This is a genomic window from Streptococcus sp. CM6 (assembly GCF_000526095.1).
Lineage (GTDB): Bacteria > Bacillota > Bacilli > Lactobacillales > Streptococcaceae > Streptococcus > Streptococcus oralis_BW.
Window position 1 is genome coordinate 180,860 of the sequence record NZ_JATS01000018.1, and the last position, 22,811, is coordinate 203,670.

Genomic DNA, 22,811 nt, shown 5'->3' on the forward strand with positions numbered 1-22,811 from the left:
CTTTCTATTCAATTAGCCATTGGTCCGTTTGACAGAGTAGACCTCTGGCACACTCTTAATCTTGTCCACGACTGTAGTCAGTGTAGAGAGGTTGGAAATACCAAATGAGACATGGATATTAGCAAATTTCATATCCTTAGTTGGTTGAGCATTAACGGTTGAGATATTCTTGGTAGTGTTTGAAAGAACTTGTAAAACATCGTTCAAAAGACCTGTACGGTTGAGACCATAGATATCGATGTGAGCAGTGTATTCCTTGCTTGAGAATTGATCTTCCCATTCCACATCAAGGAGGCGTTGCTCGTAGTTTTCTTGGGCACGGAGATTCATACAGTCCACACGGTGAATAGCTACACCGCGTCCCTTAGTAATGTAGCCGACAATGTCGTCACCCGGCACTGGATTGCAACACTTGGCAATCCGAACTAGGAGACCTGAAGCCCCTTCAATGACCACACCACCCTCATGCTTGACCTTGAGGGTTTCTTTGTTCTCGACCTTAACTTCGCCACCTTTGACAAGCTCTTCTGCTTCCGCCTTGGCCTTGGCACGTTCTTCCTCTCGGCGTTCCTTTTCGGTCAAACGGTTAAAGACGGTAATAGCGCCAATTTCTCCAAAACCAATGGCTGCGTAGAGAGCCTCCTCCGTCTTGTAGCTGGTCTTTTGAAGGACCTCGTCCATATGACGCTTGTCCATAAACTTATTGGCTACATAGCCGTTTTCTTGGAACTGGGCCATCAACATTTCACGGCCCTTGTTAACGGATAATTCCTTGTCTTGATTTTTAAAGAACTGACGAATCTTGTTGCGTGCCTTGCTGGTCTTGACCATATTGAGCCAGTCACGACTCGGACCAAAGGAGTTGGGGTTGGTGATAATTTCAACCTGATCCCCTGTCTTGAGCTTGGTTGTCAGTGGAACCATACGGCCATTGACCTTGGCACCAGTCGCTTTTTCACCGACTTTGGTATGGATTTCATAGGCAAAATCAATCGGTCCTGAATCTTTTGGAAGGGAGCGAACCGCACCATCGGGAGTAAAGACATAAATCTCCTCCGCCAGATAGTTTTCTTTAACAGAGTCCACAAATTCCTTGGCATCATCAGCCTGGTCTTGGAGCTCCATCATCTCCTTGATCCAGTTCATCCCAATAGCAGATTCCTTGCTGTTGACCTGCCCTTTAATGCCTTTCTTATAAGCCCAGTGAGCCGCAACCCCGTACTCAGCCACTTCGTGCATTTCCTTGGTCCGAATCTGGAATTCAATCGGCCCTTTTGGCCCATAAACAGTCGTATGAATAGACTGGTAACCGTTGGCCTTGCGGTTAGCGATATAGTCTTTGAAGCGGCCTGGCATGGGTTTCCAAAGTTCATGCACATAACCCAGCATGGCGTAAACATCACTCTGGGTATCTAAGATACAGCGAATGGCAATCAGGTCATAAATTTCCTCAAAGCGTTTCTTCTTATCCTGCATCTTGCGATAGATCGAATAGATATGCTTAGGACGACCATAGATTTTTCCTTTGAGATTGCGTTCGGTAGCGTACTCTTCCAACTTGGTTACGACTTCATCGACCAAAGCCTCACGTTCTCTGCGTTTTTCCTTCATCATGTGGGTGATCTTGTAAAACTCAGTTGGATTGAGGTAACGGAAAGATAGATCTTCTAACTCCCACTTGACACTGGAAATCCCTAGACGATGAGCAAGTGGTGCGTAAATTTCCATGGTTTCTCTGGAGATCCGTTCTTGCTTGTCCTTTCGAAGGTGTTTGAGAGTCCGCATATTGTGCAAACGGTCCGATAATTTAACCAAGATAACACGGATATCCTCTGACATGGCCATAAGCATCTTGCGGTGATTTTCAGCCAATTGTTCCTCGAGTGATTTGTACTCAACCTTACCAAGCTTGGTCACCCCATCAACGATAATCCGAACATCATGACCGAACTCTCTTTCCAAATCATCCAGTGTCGCATCTGTGTCTTCAACCACGTCATGCAAAAAACCACAGGCAACGGTTACGGCATCCAGCTTGAGCTTAGCCAGAATGCCTGCTACCTGAATGGGATGGATAATATAGGGCTCACCTGATTTCCGAAACTGCCCACTATGACAATCAACTGCGTAAATCAATGCTTTTTGTACAAAAGCAACGTCTTCCTTTGTTAAATATTCTTTCGTTAAAGCGACTACCTGATCGCCCGTCAAATTCACTTCTTTCGGCATCTATACTCTCCAATTCTTCCTACCATTTTATCACTTTTTTAAGGATATGAAAACTAGAAAAAACCGTTTTTATACCAATAACAAGCATTTAAAAGAAAAACACTGCCAGATTTCTCTAGCAGTGTTTTGACATTTCATTTGCTTAGTAGACTGTTTTTTCAGTTTCTACGTCGAAGAAGTGTGCTTTGTTCAAGTCAAATCCAAGTTCAACTGTTGCACCTGTTTGCAAGTAGTCACGAGCATCCACTTTGGCAACAAATTCGTCTTTACCAACTTGACAGTAAAGGTGAGATTCTGAACCAAGCAATTCTGATACAGAGATAGTTGCTTTTACAACTGATTCTGGGAATGTTTCAAGGAAAGCAGGCTCTGCATTCACGTCTTCTGGACGAATACCGAAGATCAATTCTTTACCTTCATATCCTTTTTCACGAAGAACTTTCAAAGCACCTTCTGGCACTTTCAAGCGGAAACCGTCAGAAACAATTTCATTGCCTTCTAATTTCACATTGATGAAGTTCATAGCTGGGCTTCCGATAAATCCTGCTACGAATTTATTAACTGGGTTTTTGTAAACTTCTTGAGGTGTACCGATTTGTTCTACACGTCCGATAGTACCTGTACCAGCTGGGTTCTTAGTTGCTGACATGATAACGATACGGTCTGCAAGAGTCATCGCTTCTGTTTGGTCGTGGGTTACGTAGATAGTTGTAGCTCCGATACGACGGTGAATCTTCGCAATTTCAGCACGCATCGATACACGAAGTTTGGCATCCAAGTTTGACAAAGGTTCGTCCATCAAGAACACTTTTGCATCACGGACGATGGCACGACCCATGGCAACACGTTGACGTTGACCACCTGAGAGGTCAGCAGGTTTACGATCCAAGAATTCTTTCAAACCAAGGATTGCTGCTGCTTCTTGTACACGTTTGTCGATATCTTCCTTGCTGTATTTACGCAATTTCAAACCGAAAGCCATGTTGTCATATACAGTCATGTGTGGGTAAAGAGCGTAGTTTTGGAATACCATGGCGATGTCACGGTCTTTTGGAGCTACGTCGTTGACAACCACGCCATCGATAGATGCAGTACCTTCTGTAATGTCTTCAAGACCAGCAATCATACGAAGAGTTGTTGATTTACCACATCCTGAAGGACCTACGAAAACGATAAATTCTTTGTCTTTGATGTCCAAGTTGAAGTCTTCAACTGAGTAGTGTTCGCTGTTTGGATATTTTTTGTAAATGTTTTTAAGATTTAATTCTACCATCGAGGTGAACTCCTTTTGTCTTTTGATAGTTTTATTATAGATGAAAACGCTTTACTTTTCTATGGCAAGGTGACCAAAAAAATAAAAAAGTTCTGTGCAACTTGCACAAAACTTTAAAGAATATCTGGTAAAATCAACTGATAACAAAGAGTGAGATCCGTCAACTCCTTCAACTGAAGTCCTGTCAATTCTTCCCATCTATCAATCTTGTATTGGAGAGAGTTGCGGTGCAGATAGAGTTGCTGGGCTGTTTTAGTTAGGACAGCACTATTTTCCCAGAGAGAAAGGATAATTTCCTGAATCTGATCCTGATCCAAAATCATCTGGTGCAGACATTCTTTAATGACTCTCAGGTCCACAATCCTTTCTCCCATACTCCAAAGATAGAGTTGTGAAAAGGTGTGTACACCTTGGTGCCCCTGACGCCACCATGTCTTAAACAAATCTCGCTCCGCTTTAATTAAGTCTGATAGGGCTTGAGGACCTGTCTGAGACCAGACCTGCCCCAACATGATGGATAGACGAAGACCAAAGTCATACTCAACCGCTTCAATCGTATCAGATAGGATTGAGCGGACAGAGCTGTACTTATCTTGTTGAAGCACAAATACATAGTCCTGAGCACCGACCTGTAGCACTGTCTGGCAATTGGGAAAAAGAGTCCGCATCATGTCTAGCCAAGAGGATAGATTTTCCTGTTGGAAATAAGACAGATGGCAATAAACCAGCTGAATCTTTTTAAAAGTTTGAGGCGCCTGCCCCTTCCCCTCAATCAGATAAGGATACCAAGGATTGAGCGAACGAGCCTGCTCCTGCTGGGTCAAAAGGGCAACCAGCTGCTTTTCACGCTCGCTGAGCCCAGCTTCCTCCAGTAAAATCCACTGCTTAGAAGCTAAAGGGAGAGTGAGATAGCCCGGTTTCTCTACTGGCTGATCTGAAATCTGAGCTTCAGGAAACCAGTCCTGTAGTTCTTTTGCAATCATATTCTAGCCCTCCACTTTTTGGATGCACCAAGAAATTAAGGTTTCTAGCCGCTCCACATTTTCAGTCAGATGGAGATAGCCCATCACTGCTTCAAAACCTGTAGACATACGGTAAGTCACCACATCAGCATTTTTAGCCTTTGTGTGACTATTGGTATTGCGACCTCGTTTGTAGATTTCTTCTTCTTTTTCCGTCAGGACTTGCTCCTCCAACATGAGGGCAATCAGGCGAGCTTGAGCCCTAGCTGACACATACTTGGTCGCCTCTTGGTGGAGTTTATTGGGTTTGGTCATGCCTTTGAGGATGAGGTGGCGGCGAATATACATAGAATACACTGCATCTCCCTCAAAAGCCAGCGCAATCCCGTTAATGAGATTGACATCAATCACGAGTCCACCTCACTCCATCCTTGGTGTCAAGGAGCTTAATTCCTTGAGCCGCCAATTGATCACGGATTTGGTCTGCTGTCGCAAAGTCACGATTTGCACGCGCTTCTTGGCGTTTTTGGATCAAGGCTTCAATGTCCGCATCCAAAACTTCCTCGACAAAGACAATCCCAAAGACTTCCAACATATCTGCAAGAGCTTTCTTAACACTTGCATCATAGTTGCCAGAGTTGATCCACTTGGCCATTTCAAAGACAACTGTGATACCGTTGGCGGAGTTGAAATCCTCATCCATAGCTGCTACAAACTTGTCTTTAAAGGCTTTCAATTCTTGAGCATCTACAGTCCCAGAAAATGGTTGCTCGTAAGTGTTCTTCAGATATTTGAGATTGGTCTCTGCATCACGCACTGCCTTTTCAGTAAAGTTGATTGGTTTACGGTAATGCTGAGTCGCAAAGAAGAATCGCAATACTTGACCATCAATGGTCTTAAGAGCATCATGGACGGTGATGAAATTCCCCAAGGATTTAGACATCTTGACATTGTCGATATTGACAAAGCCATTATGCATCCAGTAGTTAGCAAATGTCTTACCTGTTTTGGCCTCTGACTGGGCAATTTCATTGGTATGATGAGGAAACTCCAGATCGGCTCCACCACCGTGAATATCAATGGTATCGCCCAAAATCTCTGTTGACATGACCGAACACTCGATATGCCAACCCGGACGACCAGGCCCCCAAGGACTATCCCATGAAATCTCGCCTGGTTTAGCTGCCTTCCAGAGAGCAAAGTCTACAGGATTTTCCTTGCGAGCTGTCTCTTCATCTGTACGACCTGATGCACCTAGCTCCAAATCTTCCAAGGTTTTATTGGCCAACTTAGCATAGTTGTGGGATTTTTCTACACGGAAATAGACATCCCCTTGACTCTCGTAAGCATAACCTTTTTCAATCAAGTCAGCGACAAAACGAATGATGTCCGCCATAAACTCCACTACACGCGGATGACGAGTTGCAGGTTTGACGCCCAAGGCCGTCACATCCTCACGAAAGGCAGCGATGTACTTGTCCGCAACCTCTTGAGGCGTGATGCCTTCTTCCTTGGCACGATTGATAATCTTATCATCCACATCCGTGAAATTTGAAATATAGGCAACTTCGTAGCCACGGTATTCAAAGTAGCGACGAATGGTATCAAAGGCTACCGTCGATCGGGCATTCCCCACGTGGATATAGTTGTAGACGGTTGGCCCACAGACATACATCTTAACCTTACCGTCCTCGATTGGGACAAATTCTCGCAAATCACGAGACATGGTGTCATAGATTTTAATCACTCACTGTCTCCTTTCTGTTTCTTGTTTATCGTAAAGAGTCATTTCAATCCAACTCTCTAGCAATTACTAAGGCTATCTCAAAGAAAGTCATAGCATCTGCTTTTCTTTCTTCATGTCTTGCATCCCACTCATGATTGTGATGGTCAACATAATCAGCCGTATAAAAAAATTGATAGACTTTTGCTTGTCGAAATTGCGTCCAAGCCATGATTGCAGAAGCTTCCATATCCACAACAGTCGCACCTGCTGCTAATCTACGTTTGACCTTATCGGCTGTTTCACGATAGAAAGCATCTGTGGTCCAAGCCTTTGTTCGAATGTGCTCAATACCAGATTTGTTCAAAGCTTCTTCCATAGTTAAGAGCAAAGTTTCATCATAAGCTATCTCATCACTTGGAGGAGCGTAATGGTAACTTGTACCTTCATCACGTAGAGCTGAACTTGGTAGGATAATCTTATCTGCCTGAATAGACTGATCTAGAACTCCGCAAGAACCCAAAACAATAAAGTTCTTAAATCCTCTTGCTTTGAGTTCTTCTAAGAGTCCAACAACCACCGGGGCTCCAATCGTAGCTATAGCAACTGCTACCTTACTCCCATCTTTTTCATAGATATACCATGGAAATCTACCATTTAGATTGGTTAGATAGCCACCTTCATAAACATCTTCAAACTGCTTTACTCGTTCAACGATTTCTCCATTAAAAGATAAAATAATCGTGTCACAGACTTCTCCACCACCACAAATACTTCGATCAGTTGGTTCGATAACCGCAGGTACATTTTCGAATTCTTCTAATAGCATTTTTCTACTCTTTCTCATTCAGATAAACTACCTGTGTCTGTTTGACAAAGCCAATTTTTTCATACAAGCGCTTGGCACCTACGTTGCTATCTTCCACGGCAATCTGAAATTCCTTATCATTTTGCTCAATTAGTTGGTTAACAAGGGATTTTGCTAAGTAGCTTCCATAGCCTTTTCCACGTTCAGGTTCCGATATTGCTAAACCGTAGAAGTAATTCGTATGACTCGATAAATCAACCGTGCAAGTTCCAATAACCTGACCGTCTTTTAATAAAATATATAGGCAGCTTTCTGGATCTTTCAGAGCTTCAGCGACATATCTATCCACAACTTCTCTAGATTCATGTTCCTCTGAAAATGCCTGAAATTTTAACTGACTAATTTGCTCCTGATACGAACTATCTGCTAACAAAACTTCAAGATTGGAAAGCTTTGCTAACGGATAAGGTCTTCGATCCTTACCTAACCAAGTTTCTGTCTCTTCATCCTCGACCAATTCCCAGTTGCTAACAAAATCAGGATGGCGATCTAAAAAAACACTCTCTGTCTGAAAAGTTACTGAACGAATAGAGAAAGAAGCCGTTTCTTTCTCAAAACTAGTAAACAATGCACGCGCAATCCCCTGACGGCGATGATCTGGATGAACCAGTATCGTCACTTCCACATCTTGGTCATCTGCATAGACAGTTAATAAACCAACAAGTTCGCCTTTTTCATAATAAAGGAAAAAGGCGGGCATGTTTGGGTCAAAATTAAGCATGTTAGAAAGATAGGGATCACGATAGGTACCGTCATAGGCTTGGCAACAGTTAATGAGTTTTTTCGCCTCAGATAACTCCTCTTGGCTTAACTTGTTTCTTGCTTGAATCATATAGGTATCCTCTACAACCCCGACGATCTGTGGCTGGCTTCTCTAGCCTGCTCTAGTTTATTGACATAGTACTCCCGTTTTTCTTCGACTTCGTGAATGGTTGGCTCGTCTTTCTCACCATGAACACGGACAATCTTGGCCGGAATACCGACAACTGTCACATCACTAGGTACGTCTGCCACTACTACTGCAGCAGCACCGACTTTGGCATTTTCGCCGATTTCTACCGGTCCGATGACTTGGGCATGGGCTGATATGAGAGCTCCTTTACGCACAGTCGGATGGCGTTTGCCAACATCCTTACCAGTCCCTCCAAGAGTCACTCCGTGATAGAGAAGAACACCTTTTTCAACAATCGCTGTCTCTCCAATCACCAGGCCTGAACCATGGTCGATAAAAACACCTGAGTCAATCTGGGCACCCGGATGAATCTCTATCTGCGTCCAAAAACGCCAAAACTGGCTGTGCATACGAGCCAGGAGTTTGAAGTCATGCTTCCATAGAAAATGCGAGAGACGGTGGGCAGCTAAGGCCTTAACACCTGGATAGGTCAGCAAGACTTCTAAACTGTTGCGGGCCGCTGGATCATTTTCTTTTACAATATCAATGGTTTCGCGCCACCATCCCATACATTTCTCCTTTTCTTATTCTGAATCTTTTGGTGTTTCTGTAAATTCTTTCTTAGGTTTGTGGTCCTTGTGATGACGTGGACGGTGAGGTCGCTCAGACTTTTCGCCTTTTTCATCATGCTCAGGTTTTGGCGGACGAGGAAGAAGAGCTTTCATAGAGGCATCGATACGGCCTTTTTCATCAATCTTGATAACCTTAACATCGACTTCATCACCGATAGCTACCAAGTCCTCGACACGGTTGGTACGAGTCCAAGCCATTTCAGAAATGTGCACAAGTGCATCTGTCTTATCAAAGAGGTTGACAAAGGCACCAAATTTCTCGATACGAACAACCTTAGCATGGTAAACTTCATCCACTTTGGCTTCACGAACCAAACCAGCAATGATTTCTTTGGTACGGTTAATGGCATCTTGGTCGCTAGAGTAGATGGACACATTACCTTCTTCGTCAATATCGATTTTAACGCCTGTTTCAGCGATAATCTTGTCAATGGTTTCTCCACCCTTACCGATGACAATCTTGATCTTGTCTACATCAATCTTGATGGTATCAATTTTCGGAGCAGTTGGAGCCAATTCTGGACGCACTTCTGGGATGGTTGCTTCAATCACATCAAGGATTTCAAAACGCGCTTTCTTGGCTTGAGCAAGGGCCTCAGTCAAGATTTCTGCAGTAATCCCTTGAATCTTGATATCCATTTGAAGGGCTGTAATCCCGTCACGAGTACCGGCAACCTTGAAGTCCATGTCTCCAAAGTGGTCTTCCAATCCTTGGATATCTGTCAATACTGTGTAGTTATTTCCGTCGGAGATGAGACCCATGGCAATACCAGCTACTGGCGCCTTGATTGGCACACCACCAGCCATAAGGGCAAGAGTTCCCGCACAGATAGAAGCTTGAGAAGATGAACCGTTTGATTCTAAGACTTCAGCTACCAAGCGAATCGCGTATGGAAATTCTTCCAAACTTGGCAAGACTTGAGCAAGAGCACGCTCACCAAGAGCACCGTGACCAATTTCACGACGACCAGGCGCACCGTAACGACCTGTTTCCCCTACTGAGTATTGCGGGAAGTTATAGTGGTGCATAAAGCGTTTCTTGTACTCTGGATCCAAACCATCGATGATTTGAGTTTCTCCCATCGGAGCCAAGGTCAAGACTGAGAGGGCTTGCGTTTGTCCACGAGTGAAAAGACCAGAACCGTGCACACGAGGAAGATAGTCAACCTGCGCATCTAAAGGACGGATCTCATCGACCTTACGCCCATCAGGACGCACCTTGTCTTCTGTAATCAAACGGCGCACTTCAGCATGTTCCATTTGTTCCAAGATTTCAGCCACATCACGCATGATGCGTTCAAATTCTTCATGGTCTGCATATTTTTCTTCGTAAACTGCTGTTACTTGGTCTTTAACTGCTTGAGTTGCAGCTTCACGAGCCAATTTTTCTTCCACTTGAACCGCTTTTTGGAGGTCGCTGTTGTAGGCTGCGACGATTTCAGCTTGCAATTCAGCATCTACATGAAGCAATTCCACTTCTGCTTTTTCCTTACCAACCGCAGCAACGATTTCTTCTTGGAAGGCAATCAATTCTTTGACTGCTTCGTGGCCTTTAAGAAGAGCTTCCAACATGATTTCTTCTGATAATTCTTTAGCACCAGACTCAACCATGTTGATAGCGTGTTTGGTACCAGCTACTGTCAATTCAAGAAGAGATGGCTCTGCCTGTTCTTGAGTAGGGTTGATGATGATTTGGCCATCAACATAACCCACTTGTACCCCAGCGATTGGTCCGTCAAAAGGAATGTCTGAGATAGAAAGCGCCAAGGATGAACCAAACATAGCAGCCATTGGTGCAGATGCATTTTCATCATAAGAAAGAACCGTATTGATGACTTGCACTTCATTACGGAAACCTTCCGCAAACATAGGGCGGATTGGACGGTCAATCAAACGCGCTGTCAAGGTCGCATCTGTTGAAGGACGTCCTTCACGTTTCATAAAGCCACCAGGAAACTTCCCAGCCGCATACATTTTTTCTTCGTAGTTGACTTGAAGTGGGAAGAAATCCCCAGTTGCCATTTTCTTAGACATAACGGCAGCAGTCAAGACAGTTGACTCACCGTAACGCACGACAACAGCGCCATTTGCTTGCTTAGCAACCTGACCAGTCTCTACGATTAACTCACGACCCGCAAAAGTCGTTTGAAACACTTGTTTTGTCATGTTAATCCCCTTTGGATTGAAAATATTATACGCCTTGCCTACAAAGATCAAGATACCAAGGACGTCAAAAGCAAAGTAAAAATAGGAAACTGACGAAGTCTTCGATGAAGACAAGACAGTTTATCTTTTTTACACAGCTTTTCGGCCGGGTTCAATTACTTAAGATACAAATCATTAGAAAAGATTGATGCTAAATCATTAGAAAGGATTGATGCTAAATCATCTAAGCCTTTCACGCTAATCGCTATCATATGACTAGCTAAATACTTTACTAATTCCCTCGTCAAATAATATCGATTTGACTCGCTCGTGTCGCTAAACCTTGCAGTTTGAATGCATTGTATTAGTCAATACCCTCATCTTTGTATCAAGTACGTACAGAGTCTATTTTATCATATTTTTCTTAAAAAGTGCGGGCTTTTCTATTAAAAAGGAACCATTCCCCTCAACTGAGAAGAATGGTTTGCTTTTTATTATCCTAAAGACTGATGATTAAACAAGGCATGGGTTGCTTGGTGGATGTATTTGGCTGTTTCAGCATTGTTCATGGTGTAGAGATGGACACCTGCGACATCCTGGGTCACCAAGTCCACTATCTGATCCACGGCATAGGCAAGTCCTGCTGCTCTGAGCGACTCAGGGTCATGCTCATACTTGTCTAAAATGGCTTTAAATTTTCTTGGAAGATGGATATTCTCACACGTTTTCAAGAGACGAAGAGCCTGATTTCGATTCAGAATTGGCATAATCCCCGCATGAATGGGAACATCAATACCTGCCAAGGTACACTTGTCTTGAAAATCATAGAAGCGCTCATTGTCAAAGAAAAGTTGCGTTACGAGGCTTGAACAGCCTGCGTCCACTTTCTTCTTGAGATTTTGAATATCCGAGATCTGGTTTGGCGAGTCAGGGTGCCCCTCTGGATAACAAGCACCAACAATATCAAAGTGAGGAGCTTGTTCCTTGATGAACTCGATCAAATCCGTTGCATAGCGGAAATCCTTTTGTGGTTCCACATCAGGGATAATATCCCCACGCAAGGCCAAGATTTTCTGTACACCTACCTTGTCCAAGTCAGCAATGGTTTCAGCAACCTTTTCCTTAGTCAGATAGATAGCTGGCAAGTGGGCAATGGTTGGAATCGCCAAATCATTCTGGATAAAGTCAGCCAAACGAACCGTTGTTTCCTTGATATTAAATTTATTATTGCTGGCAGTCACACTGATAAAGTGCGGTGTCAGCTCCCGCATATCCTGCAAAGCTGAAATAATTTTATCATTACCCACAGCTGGGTTTGGAGGAAACACTTCAAATGAGAGTGACGGTGTTTGGCGTGACATAGTCCTTATCCTTTTCTTTTTGATTTCATTATTGCTTAGCCGACTAAGACTAAGCAAGTCCCTTGATCAGTCAGTATCAAGCGAGAAATCTAATCTTACAATTTCTCACGCGCAGCTTTAGCTGCTTCTACAAGGCGGATCAAGCTTTCTTTTGTTTCTGAAATACCACGTGTTTTCAAACCACAGTCAGGGTTGATCCAAACTTTCTTGCTTGGAACTTTAGCAAGAATAGCATCGATTGTGTGGTCGATTTCGCCTTCATTTGGCACACGAGGAGAGTGGATATCGTAAACCCCAGGTCCCACTTCTGTTTGGAAGTTTTTCGCTTTGAGTTCGTCCAAGATTTCAAGGTTTGAACGGCTTGCTTCAAAGGAAATAACGTCCGCATCCATGTTGTCGATAGCTGGGATGATATCTGTAAATTCTGAGTAACACATGTGAGTGTGGATTTGAGTATCTGGCGCAACTGTAGAGTGTACCAAGCGGAAGGCTGGAATAGCCCAGTCAAGGTAGTCTTCGTACCAGTCGCTACGACGGAGTGGCAATTTCTCACGAAGAGCAGCCTCGTCGATTTGGATGATTTTCACACCTGCAGCTTCAAGGTCAAGAACTTCATCCTTGATGGCAAGAGCGATTTGAAGAGTTGAGTCCTTGATAGAGATGTCTTCACGTGGGAATGACCAGTTGAGGATGGTAACAGGCCCAGTCAACATACCTTTGACAGGTTTGTCTGTACGGCTTTGTGCGTAGCTAGACCATTTCACAGTGATTGGGTTGAGACGAGTCACATCACCCCAGATGATTGGTGGTTTCACCCCACGCATACCGTATGATTGTACCCAACCATTCTTAGAGAAGAGGTAACCTGACAAGTTTTGACCGAAGTACTCAACCATGTCGTTACGCTCGAACTCACCGTGTACAAGCACGTCAAATCCAACTTCTTCTTGCCATTTGATCCATTCATCGATAGTTTCAGCAAGGAAAGCGTCGTACTCTTCTTGTGACAATTCACCCTTACGGTAAGCCAAACGTTTGGCGCGGACTTCCTTAGTTTGAGGGAATGAACCGATAGTTGTTGTTGGAAGAGCTGGAAGTTTAAAGGCTTCTTCTTGGATGGCTTCACGTTCTGCGAAGGCTGGCAAACGAGTGTAGTCAGCGTCTGTCAATCCAGCGATACGAGCGCGAAGTTCCGCATTTTCACCCACACGTTCAGTCGCAAAGAGTTCTTTGTTAGCTGCAAGAGCTTCTGCACCTTGACCATTGCGGATAGCATCCAAGTCACGAAGTTCTTCCAATTTTTCAACTGCAAAGGCAAAGTGGTTCAAGATAGCTGGTTCAAATTCTTCGTTAGCAGTTGTAAATGGCACATGAAGAAGTGAGCATGAGCTTGTCAAAACAATGTTTTCAGCCGGGATTTGCTCAAGAACAGCCAAGCTCTTTTCGTAGTTGTTGCGCCAGATGTTTTTACCATTGACAATCCCTGCATAAAGAGTCTTGTCAGCTGGGAAACCACCTTTAACAAGTTCAAGAGTTTTCTTACCTTCAACGAAGTCAAGACCGATGGCATCTACTGGCAAGTTCACAAGGTCAGCGTAAACGTCACGGACATCTCCGAAGTAAGTTTGAAGCAAGACTTCAAGACCTTTTTTATCAGCCAAAAGTTTGTTGTAGAGGTTCAAGAAGAGAGCTTTTTCTTCAGCTGTCAAATCTTTAACAAGAGCCGCTTCGTCCAGTTGAATACGAGTCGCACCAAGTTCAGCCAATTTTGCAAAAACTTCTTGGTAAGCAGCCACTAAGCTGTCTACGAAGTCTTCTGCTTTCACGCCTTCTTCAAAGTCTGACAATTGAAGGAAAGTGAATGGTCCTACAAGGACTGGACGAGTGTTGAGACCAAGTTCTTTTGCTTCTTGGAACTCATCAAAGATCTTGTGACCAGCCAATTTTACTTGAGTGTCTTTTTCAAACTTAGGAACGATATAGTGGTAGTTAGTGTTGAACCATTTCTTCATCGGAAGGGCACGAACATCCCCTTTTTCACCTTGGTAACCACGCGCCAAAGCAAAGTAACGCTCAAGGTCAGACAAATCCAAGTTTTGAACAGAAGCTGGCACCACGTTGAAGAGGAAAGCTGCATCTAGGAAGTTGTCATAGTGAGAAAAGTCATTTGATGGGATTTCAGTGATGCCTTTTTCTTTGACGATGTTCCAGTGTTTAGCACGCAATTCTTTTGCGGCTGCAAGTAGTTCTTCTTCTGAGATTTCTTTTCTAAAGTATTTTTCAGTTGTAAATTTTAATTCGCGAAATTCGCCCAAACGAGGGAAACCGATGATCGTAGTTGACATGATGTGTCCTCCAAAATTTGTTGTTGAAACTATCTTAACAGAAAAGAAAGGGTCTGTATAATTGTAAATAATTAGGCTTTGATATAGTTTGAAACTATATCGCTCTTTTGGACAAAAGAAAAAGACTTGAGACCAGTGTCTCAAATCCTTTGTATCGCTTTTTTTGTGGCTCTATTTTAGTTGGAATGCTCAAACGAGCTATTGATGATTCTCATCAGTGACTATGGCTTGGTATTAGAAAAGACTATAGGTTAGTTTAATCAACTTTTTTCCTGTTCAAGTGGGACGACTGCTAGTGTCTTGCCTAAACTGGCTAAGACTTTCAAGACCGTATCCAACTGAGGACTAGTCTTTCCTGTTTCCATCCTAGCTATGACAGGCTGGCTTACTCCACTGAGTTCCTCTAGCTTTTTCTGACTGATACCTTGCTCATGTCTAGCCTCAATCAACTCACTCATAATAGCCACTCGCATATCACTTTCAAGAATTTCTTCCTTGGTAAAGAGTTCTGTTCGGACATCCTTCCAATTACTTCCAATGGCACTATTCTTCATCACTTAACCCTCTTTCTTTTATGTCCTTCAGTTCACGCTTGGCTTTTTCAATTTCTCTTCTAGGAGTTTTCTGAGTCTTTTTGACAAAATGATGTAAGAGAACAAAACTCCCATCAAGCCACGCTACAAATAAAATCCTATCCCTCAGAGGTCTTAGTTCCCAAATCTCATCTTCCAAATGTTTGATATAGGGTTCACCAGCTCTAGTCCCATGCTGACTAAGCAACTCGATATAGTCGTTTAGTTTATTCAGTTTGATGCGACTGTCCTTACTCTTCTTTCTAGCCAATTCTCTCATATAATCTAAGACTGGCTCATTTCCATTTTTGTCCTTATAGAAGTAAATCGTATGCACCAAGTAGCCTCTTTCCAATTTAATTATAACTTATAAGTTATTAAAAGTAAATCCTAATACCCATAAAAAGAAGACCTTAGAATCATTCTAAAGGTCTCATCTTTATTATTCGAAAAAATTTATGAGAAGAGTTATAATGTGGAGCTAATCCTGACTCTTACTCCAGCTCAATCCCCTTCTCACGGAGATTAGCCAGACACTCCTCATAGTATCCTGCATCATGCTCACTATAGATAGGATTGCCTAGCTTCTCCTCTGCTAAGTCTTCATAAGGAGGACAGGTCTTGCCACGATAGTTCTTGTCCAGCCACTCTGGACTGACATTGTAGCCACGGTCAGCCATCTCCTCCATGATCAAGCAATGATAGGCATAGAGACGATAAGGCGAGTGGGTAAAGACATAGTTCACCGTCGCATGCTTTCTGCCCCAGCCATTGCCACGCAGGGCGCAGCACTCTCGATGTTGCCCCAAAAGCTGCGGACGTGGAAGTTGTGAAATCAAAGCCTCATGCCAAAGTCTCATGGGGGCTCCTTTCAGTAAAGTCGAATGTTGCAAGTAGGTATTAGGATAGCGATCAAGCAAGTCTCGAGTCTTAGCAATCAAGTCTTCCTTGGAAACCTGACCAGAGCGGTAGCGATCCAGCAAGAGCATATAGTCCTTGCGCTCAGCATCTGTCGCTTTCTTTTTGAAATAGCCCCAAACATGCTGAAAGGCATTGCAAACCTGACCCCTGTGTTCTGGGATTTGACAAGCTCGGTCAATCATCTCTTGAACTTCACTCACCTCCACCTGTTCATGCTTCAAGTATTGGCGAATCTCATTGTAAATATTGCTGGAATGACTCAAAACGAGGTATTTGTTCCTAGCCCAGAGTTGTTGACACTGGGATTTTTGATTAGTTTGTTCCATCTTTCTCCTTGCTTTTTATCAGTTTCCAGGAAATATGGAAACAAAGTTGTATCTAAAAAATGAGCGAATTATGAGCGAATCAATTAAGCCCATCACCCTTTAAAGTTTTTCAAAAACTCTTTGAGTTCGGCATCGGCTTCTGGTGTGGTTCCGTGGAGTTGGTTCAGCATTTCGAGTAGAGAAGCTGTTTGGCTTTCGATAGCTTTATTTGTGTCGTTAATCTTGCTGACGATGTCTGTCAGTGGCTCGACTTCTTCTTCCTCAAAGGTATCTACATAACGAGGAATATTGAGGTTGTAGTCATTTTCGACGATTTCTTCATAGCTTGCTAGATGGGCAAACTTGTCAATCTCCTCACGTGACTTGTAGGCTTCCAGAATCTTCTCGATATGGGCATCCGTCATGATATTCTGGTTTTTCCCCTTATCAAACTCCTTAGAAGCATCGATAAAGTAGACATCACGATTGGTTCGGTTCTTTTTGAGAATGATAACCGTGGTTGGAATGCTGGTATTAAAGAAGATATTGGCAGGAAGACCGATAACCGTGTCAATGGCTCCTTCTTCTAACAAGGCCTTACGAATGGTTCCTTCCGCATTTCCTCGGAAAAGAACACCGTGGGGAAGGACGATAGCCATGACTCCATTATCTTGCTTGAGGTGGTAGTAACCATGTAAAAGGAAGGCAAAGTCAGCCTTGGACTGAGGCGCCAGTTTCCCAAAAGGAGAGAAACGAGGATCATTCAGGAAGCCAGAGCTTGCAGACCACTTGGCTGAATATGGAGGGTTCATGAGAACCCCATCAAAGTTGGTCGGTTCCTGTGTCGGCCAGTCTTCGTCTAGTGTATCAGCATTATGGAGAAATTGATTCTCAACAGGAACGCCGTGTAGGATCATGTTCATCCGAGCCAAGTTATAAGTGGAGGTATTGAGCTCCTGACCAAAGTAGACCACTGTCTGCGGTTTATGAGAGTATTTCTTGGCATTGAGCAAGAGAGAGCCAGAACCCATGGTCGCATCATAGATGGTAAAGCCTTGCTGGTCTTCACGACCCAAAAAGGCAATCTGAGTCATGAGCTTGGCAACGGGCTGAGGCGTGTAGAACTCACCAGCCTTTTTCCCAGAGTCTGTTGCAAACTGACCGATCAGATACTCATAGGCATCCCCCAGCATATCACCAGCATGACCAGCCACATCTAGCACAGCCAACTCTTTCATGACTGCCGCCACCGTTTGGTTTTGCTTTTGCGGAGTTGCCCCTAACTTTTTAGAGTAGAGGTCGATATCTTCAAAGAGATTTTCATAGAGGTCGTCGCTTTGCTCGATATCACGAAAACCTTGAGCTAGATCTTCCAGCTGGAAAGTCCCCTCATTGACACGAGCTACCAGAGCAGTGAAGGTCAAGTCTGGTTTGATGATATAGTTGAGCTCGTCGCTCATAACTGATAACAGATCCTCGTGAGTGTCCGCATCCTCATAGTAGTTGCGATAGACCTCAAGGGCATCCTCGAGACTATCTGTCCCTTCTTCCATGGTCTCAGCCACGAAAAAGAGCATCTTGTCAGATAGGTACTTGTAAAAGACCATGCCCAAAAGATAGGACTTGTAGTCATTGGCATCCATCTTAGAGCGGAGAACATCCGCTGAGTTCCACAGGGCTTGGTAGAGCGACTGGGAAGTTTGTGTTGTTTCCATAATGTTTCTTTCTAAGTTTTGCAATTAATTTTTTTAAACAAGCAATCATTTATAACAAATCACTTCATTCTCAATCGTTCGAATCAAATCTAAAGGAATAGAAGAGACTGGAAGTTGATAAACGATATTTTTTCGAGGGTTATAAAATCCAAGATTTTCGATAGAAAGGAAGGCAGGGTCAAAGGAATGTAACCCCATGATATAGTATATAAGGACTTGTAGTGTATGGTCTTTATTAGGAGCTGTTTTAGTCACCTTAAAATCCCATAATGTATCCTTGGTTAGAAAATCTCCATCCCCCTTATCAATCGTATCTGTATAGCCTCCCAAAAAGTTAAAGCCATCTTTTACTAAAGGACCATAGAGGTCGAAAAAGCAAAGACTTCGTTCCACCATGATGCGAATATTTTCTATCGTTTCGGCATCCACTGTAATTTCCTCAAAAGGCTTATAATACTGTTCCCCCGCACGAAAAACGACATCAAAAGAAACCAAACGACAAGCACTTTCTATCGATAAATCATCCAATCCTGTAACCAAATCAAGAAGTGCTTCTGCCAGGTCTCCCATGCCCACCATCTGAGCTCCCAAGAGAGATATTCTGAAAGCATCACGGGCTTCTGCCCCTTTCATAAATCGAGTCAAGTAGTCCACACAAATCCCCACTAAACTAGGAGATACAGACTCTACAGGGTGCAGAACTCTGTGATCTTCGAACTGCTCTACTGAAAATAACTTGATGGGCAGATAACCACCTCGAGGTTGGTTAATCCCTTTGATACGTTGTGTTACAGATACCATGAACTCTCCTTTTTATTTATAGATAATTTTTTAAAGAATGTTACTTCAGTTTTCCTTCTTCCGTAATCGCCTAGCAGAGCTGGCTTCCATCTGATGACTTGTAATTGGATTAGTATATAATCTTCCTAACGCCAATTTTAAAAAACTTGTCAATCGTTTGTTGGTATCAATAATAAATTTTCCTTCTGAGACCTTAAAATCTTGCTCTGGGTATTGTTCATATGATGTTAATAAGGTGCTAATTATTGAGGTCTTAGATAAATCAATTTCATCATCTTTTAGAATTGCTACCATCTTTAAATTATTAGATTTAATTTCAAAATCTGAGAAAGTAACTAAATCAATTCTTTTTAATTCATCAACTTCTGCGAGACTAGCTATACGGTAATAATCATCAATACCTTTGAATAGACTATGAATCGTCCTAAAACTTCTAAAGTACAATTTATTATTTCCATCATAATAGGCATCGTTCTCAGATTTTAATTCTATACCATTTTCAATAATTGTTCTTTCAGCTCTTCTATGTCTCAATTTTAAGATTGACTTATCAACCAGTCTCTTTGATTGTGTAATTTTTTGAAAAACTAACCCATCATTTTCAACTTTACAAAAAATCAAGTCAATTTTTGAGAACTCTGCTTCATTCACATCATTTAGACCCACAGTATTTAAAAACTTATCTTCATATTCTTTGACCATAGACATATGTTCATCATCAATTTCAACATAGAACCATTCATCATGTTCTAATTTTATTTCTGGATCAAATTCTCTACTATTTTCAGGATTAATCTCCGGAGCAACTAATTCTGAAATATCATCCGAGTTCTCCAATTTTCTATATGTCCGACCAACTTTTACTAAAAACATACTATTCCTTCTCCAAAAAAGTAAAATTATTTATTCTAACTAGTTCTTTTATAGTCCCAGTTTCTTTAACATCTTTTTTCTTGCTATAAATAATAAAGACATTGCCGTTTTTATCAGTGACTCTGTAATAACGATAAGAAAGTAACCATATCAAATTAAAATAATACGATCTCTCCATCAGAATCCACCATATTAGAAAAATGAGGACTATTACTACAATCTGATATAAGAATGTTAATTCACCTAAACCCAGCATAATTACAAAAAGGCCTAGGTAAGTTGGAATGATTTCATTTTCTACTGGTTGTATACTTTCAACTTGAGCAGTATCATTTGCTTCTTTAAATCTTATCACATACTGTAAGACTCCAAAAGAAAAAGAAAGCATCAGGAAAATTAACACTCCTATTTTTAGAAAACTACATACATAAGAATCATGTGAGGGAAAAATGTCTATAGTAAATAGATACAAGACTAAACCTGGCGAAAAAGAACAAATTGATAAACAAAACGACAAACATAATCTTTTAAATTTTTTCATAACAAAATTCTATATAAACATATCCTGCAAGAGTTTCTTTTTCAGTGTTTCTAACTGAGAAATTTTTTCTTGATGAGAATTGATGAGGTTATCGAGGTTTAAAAAGTAAGCACCGATAGCTTGTTGTTCTTTTTTATCAGGGTAGAAAAATTCATATTTCATTAAGTTTGATGGACTTATTCCAAAAACTTTCATACCTGTACCAACTTTATAACCATATTTTCTAAACGTTTGAGTTTTAAACATGTAATATAAGAAAATAGAATCAAAAATTGAGTAAGGTCGAACAGCTATTGTATGTAGTCCTGCAACTATTTTTTCTGATAAATCCGTAGCAACAACTGCAACTTCTGCAATTCCTTTGTAATCCTCTGAAGCATCCGCAAAAATTAGATCTCCCTGCTGTAGGAATTCATTCATTTTTGTATCCGATCTAATGTATGGAATTGAATTTCCATTGTCTATCAGAGAAACTTTCCCTAGATGAATATCACCATAATGTATGTACTTCAGACCTGTATCTTGACTCGTTTCAACATCTCTTGACAGAGAGTAGGATTTAATTCGTTCTGTAGATTTTTCTAAGGTAGTTTTCTCCCACTCCCCATCAAATCCATCCAGACATATCTCAGGAACAGACTGTCCAGCTTTGGGAAACATCTTGGAGAGCATGGTCGCCTTGAGAGATTGGTAGTTGGTAAGATTATCCTTGTAGCTCTCCAGAAGGTCGTCGAGGGTGCGGAAGAGAGAGCCAATGGCTTGTTGTTCAGGGAGAGAGGGAATCATCATTTTATGATTTCTAATGATATCACTATTTAAGTTTACTTGACTCCCCGGTTGTCCATACTTATTCCATTTTGGCCTAAACATATCAAACCACTGAAACATAAATTCTCTATCAAATTTAGGATTTTCAAAAATTAAGAAACCATCATGCACACCAGTCTTTACATAATTTACAACAGGTTTTCCAACAGTGGCTGCAATACTTAACAATAAATGAGGCGTATTTAAAACTCTTGTCTTTTCTTGGCCAAGTCTTGAGATTTTTTGTTCTAGATATTTGATTCTTCCATTTTGTTCAGTAACATCAGAAATTCGTAACCATCCAATATCTGAATTTTTATCAAACCATTTAGGGGCTTGAATAGGTCTTGGAGATGCTCCTCTTTTTATCTGCGCTAAATTCCCAATTGCAATCGAACTCCATTTATTATCAAATTGGGAAAACCTAATTATCGGTATTTGTTTCATAAAAATACTTTTCCTATTTATTATATCTAAGATTTTTTCTAATATTTGTTAAAACTATATTCCATTTCTAGCTCTTTAAACAAATAATAATGTAATAACTTTTGTAAAATCATATTCGCCTTGTATAGATCATTATAGTCTGTCATCAGCCTAGGATATTTAGTTTTTTTATCACCATGTGTATAATAATTGCGTGTTTGTACTATACTATCAATAAAATGGGAAGAATTATTAAAACTTTCTAAAATTAAACTTTCAAACCCTGAATCTGAATTTTCAAATAAAAATTTTAACTTACTCTTCAAAAAAGATTCTTTATTACTCTTTTTTAAAATTTTATTTTCGCGCTCATATTTTCTTATTTTTTTTCATGAAAACTTCTAGCATAAACCTCTAAATTTCTAATTGTAGATAATAAATTATCCTCGATATAAGGAACAGAGTGTAAACTCTTAGTATATTGATTGATAATGAAATCTAATTTCTCACTTTTTGAAAACCAGTGTCCTAAAATTCTCTCGAACCTTTCATGTAGGGCATTTAATGTAATTTCTTTGTGTTCAAGTTTACTCCAATTTTTTCCTTCTCTAGAATGTTGGAAAAAATATTTACCTCTTATTAGTGGAAGTCTTTTGCCATCATCCACGTTTTTATATTTGCTTAAAAAAGAAATTTCAGTAAATGAAATAGGACTTTCCGAAACTACCTCAATATATTTTAATATTTGACACGCTGTTTCATGACACGGAGAAAATTCTAGTTCGTTATTTTGATTTGATAAACGAAGATAGTACTTACTTGATAAATTTAAATAGTCATCATTTGCACTTGCAATCGCATGATCTTCTAAATATAATTCTCTATTTGTAATATAAACTTTTGTAGGCTGATAATTAGTAACATTTGTTGCAATGGTCAATTCACCATTTATTTCTCCTGCTCTAAAAATTGCTTTATCTACCCATTGCTCTATATTTTCAAAAGAAAAGTCATAATAGATAACTGGATCATCAGATAAAAAATTAATTATATCCGGTATTTTTTGTTGTAACTGATCATAATATACATCATAAATTTTAAAATTTTTTATATGAAATTTTGATAGTGAAAATCCAGGATAATGATCCGTTCCAAATACGTAACCATAACAATTTAAAATCAGTAATTTTCCATCACTCGAATATCCATAAATAATTTCAGGGGCATTTACCAAACCTAACAATCCATCTTCAAGCGAACCTAAACTCCCAAATAATTCTAAAACGATTTGGTCATGTTTATAAGATAAAATCCCACTAATCGCTTTATCACTTTCTAACTCCTCACAAATATCTGAAAAATAACCTTTGATTTCAAACGATTTATCTAAAGTATATGTTTTAAAATTTAACTTTTCCAT

The 22,811-nt window shown here is 41.0% G+C and carries 21 protein-coding genes and 1 pseudogene; all 22 read right to left on the reverse strand.

The genetic code is table 11. The features are described from left to right. Positions 1 to 12: 12 nt before the first annotated feature. The 22 genes and pseudogenes from HMPREF1516_RS05485 to HMPREF1516_RS05590 all read right to left on the reverse strand — a co-directional run bounded on the left by HMPREF1516_RS05485 (position 13) and on the right by HMPREF1516_RS05590 (position 22,811). Entirely contained in the window at positions 13 to 2,229 is a 2,217-nt protein-coding gene (locus HMPREF1516_RS05485; RefSeq protein WP_001123776.1) for a RelA/SpoT family protein, read from the reverse strand. Positions 2,230 to 2,371: 142 nt separating this feature from the next. Further along, positions 2,372 to 3,502, reverse strand: coding sequence for an ABC transporter ATP-binding protein (locus HMPREF1516_RS05490; RefSeq protein WP_000229937.1), 1,131 nt, complete (start codon positions 3,500 to 3,502; stop codon positions 2,372 to 2,374). 113 nt (positions 3,503 to 3,615) lie between these two features. Further along, on the reverse strand, positions 3,616 to 4,485 hold the full coding sequence (locus HMPREF1516_RS05495; RefSeq protein ID WP_033605980.1) for a helix-turn-helix domain-containing protein: 870 nt from the start codon (positions 4,483 to 4,485) through the stop codon (positions 3,616 to 3,618). Positions 4,486 to 4,488: 3 nt separating this feature from the next. After that, complete coding sequence (locus HMPREF1516_RS05500; RefSeq protein WP_033605981.1) at positions 4,489 to 4,875, reverse strand: Mini-ribonuclease 3; 387 nt, start codon at positions 4,873 to 4,875, stop codon at positions 4,489 to 4,491. Next, entirely contained in the window at positions 4,868 to 6,211 is a 1,344-nt protein-coding gene (gene cysS, locus HMPREF1516_RS05505; RefSeq protein WP_033605982.1) for a cysteine--tRNA ligase, read from the reverse strand. Before cysS ends, HMPREF1516_RS05500 begins: the two co-directional genes overlap by 8 nt. A 43-nt stretch (positions 6,212 to 6,254) precedes the next feature. Next, positions 6,255 to 7,016 carry a nucleoside phosphorylase gene (locus tag HMPREF1516_RS05510; RefSeq protein WP_033605983.1) on the reverse strand — a complete coding sequence of 254 codons (762 nt, stop codon included), beginning with the start codon at positions 7,014 to 7,016 and terminating at the stop codon, positions 6,255 to 6,257. Positions 7,017 to 7,020: 4 nt separating this feature from the next. Then, entirely contained in the window at positions 7,021 to 7,887 is an 867-nt protein-coding gene (locus tag HMPREF1516_RS05515; protein ID WP_033605984.1) for a GNAT family N-acetyltransferase, read from the reverse strand. 11 nt (positions 7,888 to 7,898) lie between these two features. Then, complete coding sequence (cysE, locus tag HMPREF1516_RS05520) at positions 7,899 to 8,516, reverse strand: serine O-acetyltransferase (protein WP_033605985.1); 618 nt, start codon at positions 8,514 to 8,516, stop codon at positions 7,899 to 7,901. A gap of 15 nt (positions 8,517 to 8,531) precedes the next feature. Further along, positions 8,532 to 10,745, reverse strand: coding sequence for a polyribonucleotide nucleotidyltransferase (pnp, locus tag HMPREF1516_RS05525; protein WP_033605986.1), 2,214 nt, complete (start codon positions 10,743 to 10,745; stop codon positions 8,532 to 8,534). A 473-nt stretch (positions 10,746 to 11,218) separates the two neighbouring features. Next, the gene (gene metF / locus HMPREF1516_RS05530) at positions 11,219 to 12,085 is read right to left on the reverse strand and encodes a methylenetetrahydrofolate reductase [NAD(P)H] (RefSeq protein ID WP_025168823.1); all 867 of its coding nucleotides are present in this window, start codon (positions 12,083 to 12,085) and stop codon (positions 11,219 to 11,221) included. Positions 12,086 to 12,180: 95 nt separating this feature from the next. Next, positions 12,181 to 14,430, reverse strand: coding sequence for a 5-methyltetrahydropteroyltriglutamate--homocysteine S-methyltransferase (gene metE, locus HMPREF1516_RS05535; protein WP_033605987.1), 2,250 nt, complete (start codon positions 14,428 to 14,430; stop codon positions 12,181 to 12,183). Positions 14,431 to 14,690: 260 nt separating this feature from the next. After that, positions 14,691 to 14,984 carry a helix-turn-helix domain-containing protein gene (locus HMPREF1516_RS05540; RefSeq protein WP_000797751.1) on the reverse strand — a complete coding sequence of 98 codons (294 nt, stop codon included), beginning with the start codon at positions 14,982 to 14,984 and terminating at the stop codon, positions 14,691 to 14,693. After that, entirely contained in the window at positions 14,974 to 15,339 is a 366-nt protein-coding gene (locus HMPREF1516_RS05545; protein ID WP_033605988.1) for a type II toxin-antitoxin system RelE/ParE family toxin, read from the reverse strand. The genes HMPREF1516_RS05540 and HMPREF1516_RS05545 overlap by 11 nt, the downstream gene beginning before the upstream one ends. A gap of 157 nt (positions 15,340 to 15,496) precedes the next feature. Next, positions 15,497 to 15,862: a TIGR02328 family protein gene (locus HMPREF1516_RS05550; protein WP_033606056.1), complete on the reverse strand. Its 366-nt coding sequence runs from the start codon at positions 15,860 to 15,862 to the stop codon at positions 15,497 to 15,499. After that, a pseudogene (locus HMPREF1516_RS05555) lies at positions 15,846 to 16,249 on the reverse strand (YbgA family protein). The gene HMPREF1516_RS05550 and the pseudogene HMPREF1516_RS05555 overlap by 17 nt, the downstream one beginning before the upstream one ends. Positions 16,250 to 16,341: 92 nt before the next feature. After that, positions 16,342 to 17,943: a type I restriction-modification system subunit M gene (locus tag HMPREF1516_RS05560; RefSeq protein ID WP_033605989.1), complete on the reverse strand. Its 1,602-nt coding sequence runs from the start codon at positions 17,941 to 17,943 to the stop codon at positions 16,342 to 16,344. 45 nt (positions 17,944 to 17,988) lie between these two features. Continuing rightward, positions 17,989 to 18,744: a hypothetical protein gene (locus tag HMPREF1516_RS05565; RefSeq protein ID WP_033605990.1), complete on the reverse strand. Its 756-nt coding sequence runs from the start codon at positions 18,742 to 18,744 to the stop codon at positions 17,989 to 17,991. Between the two features lie 45 nt (positions 18,745 to 18,789). Beyond that, positions 18,790 to 19,617 (reverse strand): hypothetical protein, encoded by an 828-nt coding sequence (locus HMPREF1516_RS05570; RefSeq protein ID WP_033605992.1) that lies wholly within the window; start codon positions 19,615 to 19,617, stop codon positions 18,790 to 18,792. Position 19,618: 1 nt separating this feature from the next. Continuing rightward, complete coding sequence (locus HMPREF1516_RS05575) at positions 19,619 to 20,158, reverse strand: hypothetical protein (RefSeq protein ID WP_033605993.1); 540 nt, start codon at positions 20,156 to 20,158, stop codon at positions 19,619 to 19,621. Between the two features lie 9 nt (positions 20,159 to 20,167). Continuing rightward, entirely contained in the window at positions 20,168 to 21,412 is a 1,245-nt protein-coding gene (locus HMPREF1516_RS05580; protein ID WP_033605994.1) for a restriction endonuclease subunit S, read from the reverse strand. 38 nt (positions 21,413 to 21,450) lie between these two features. Further along, positions 21,451 to 21,774, reverse strand: coding sequence for a HEPN domain-containing protein (locus HMPREF1516_RS10220; RefSeq protein ID WP_443030941.1), 324 nt, complete (start codon positions 21,772 to 21,774; stop codon positions 21,451 to 21,453). Continuing rightward, positions 21,771 to 22,811 (reverse strand): hypothetical protein, encoded by a 1,041-nt coding sequence (locus tag HMPREF1516_RS05590; RefSeq protein ID WP_033605996.1) that lies wholly within the window; start codon positions 22,809 to 22,811, stop codon positions 21,771 to 21,773. Before HMPREF1516_RS05590 ends, HMPREF1516_RS10220 begins: the two co-directional genes overlap by 4 nt.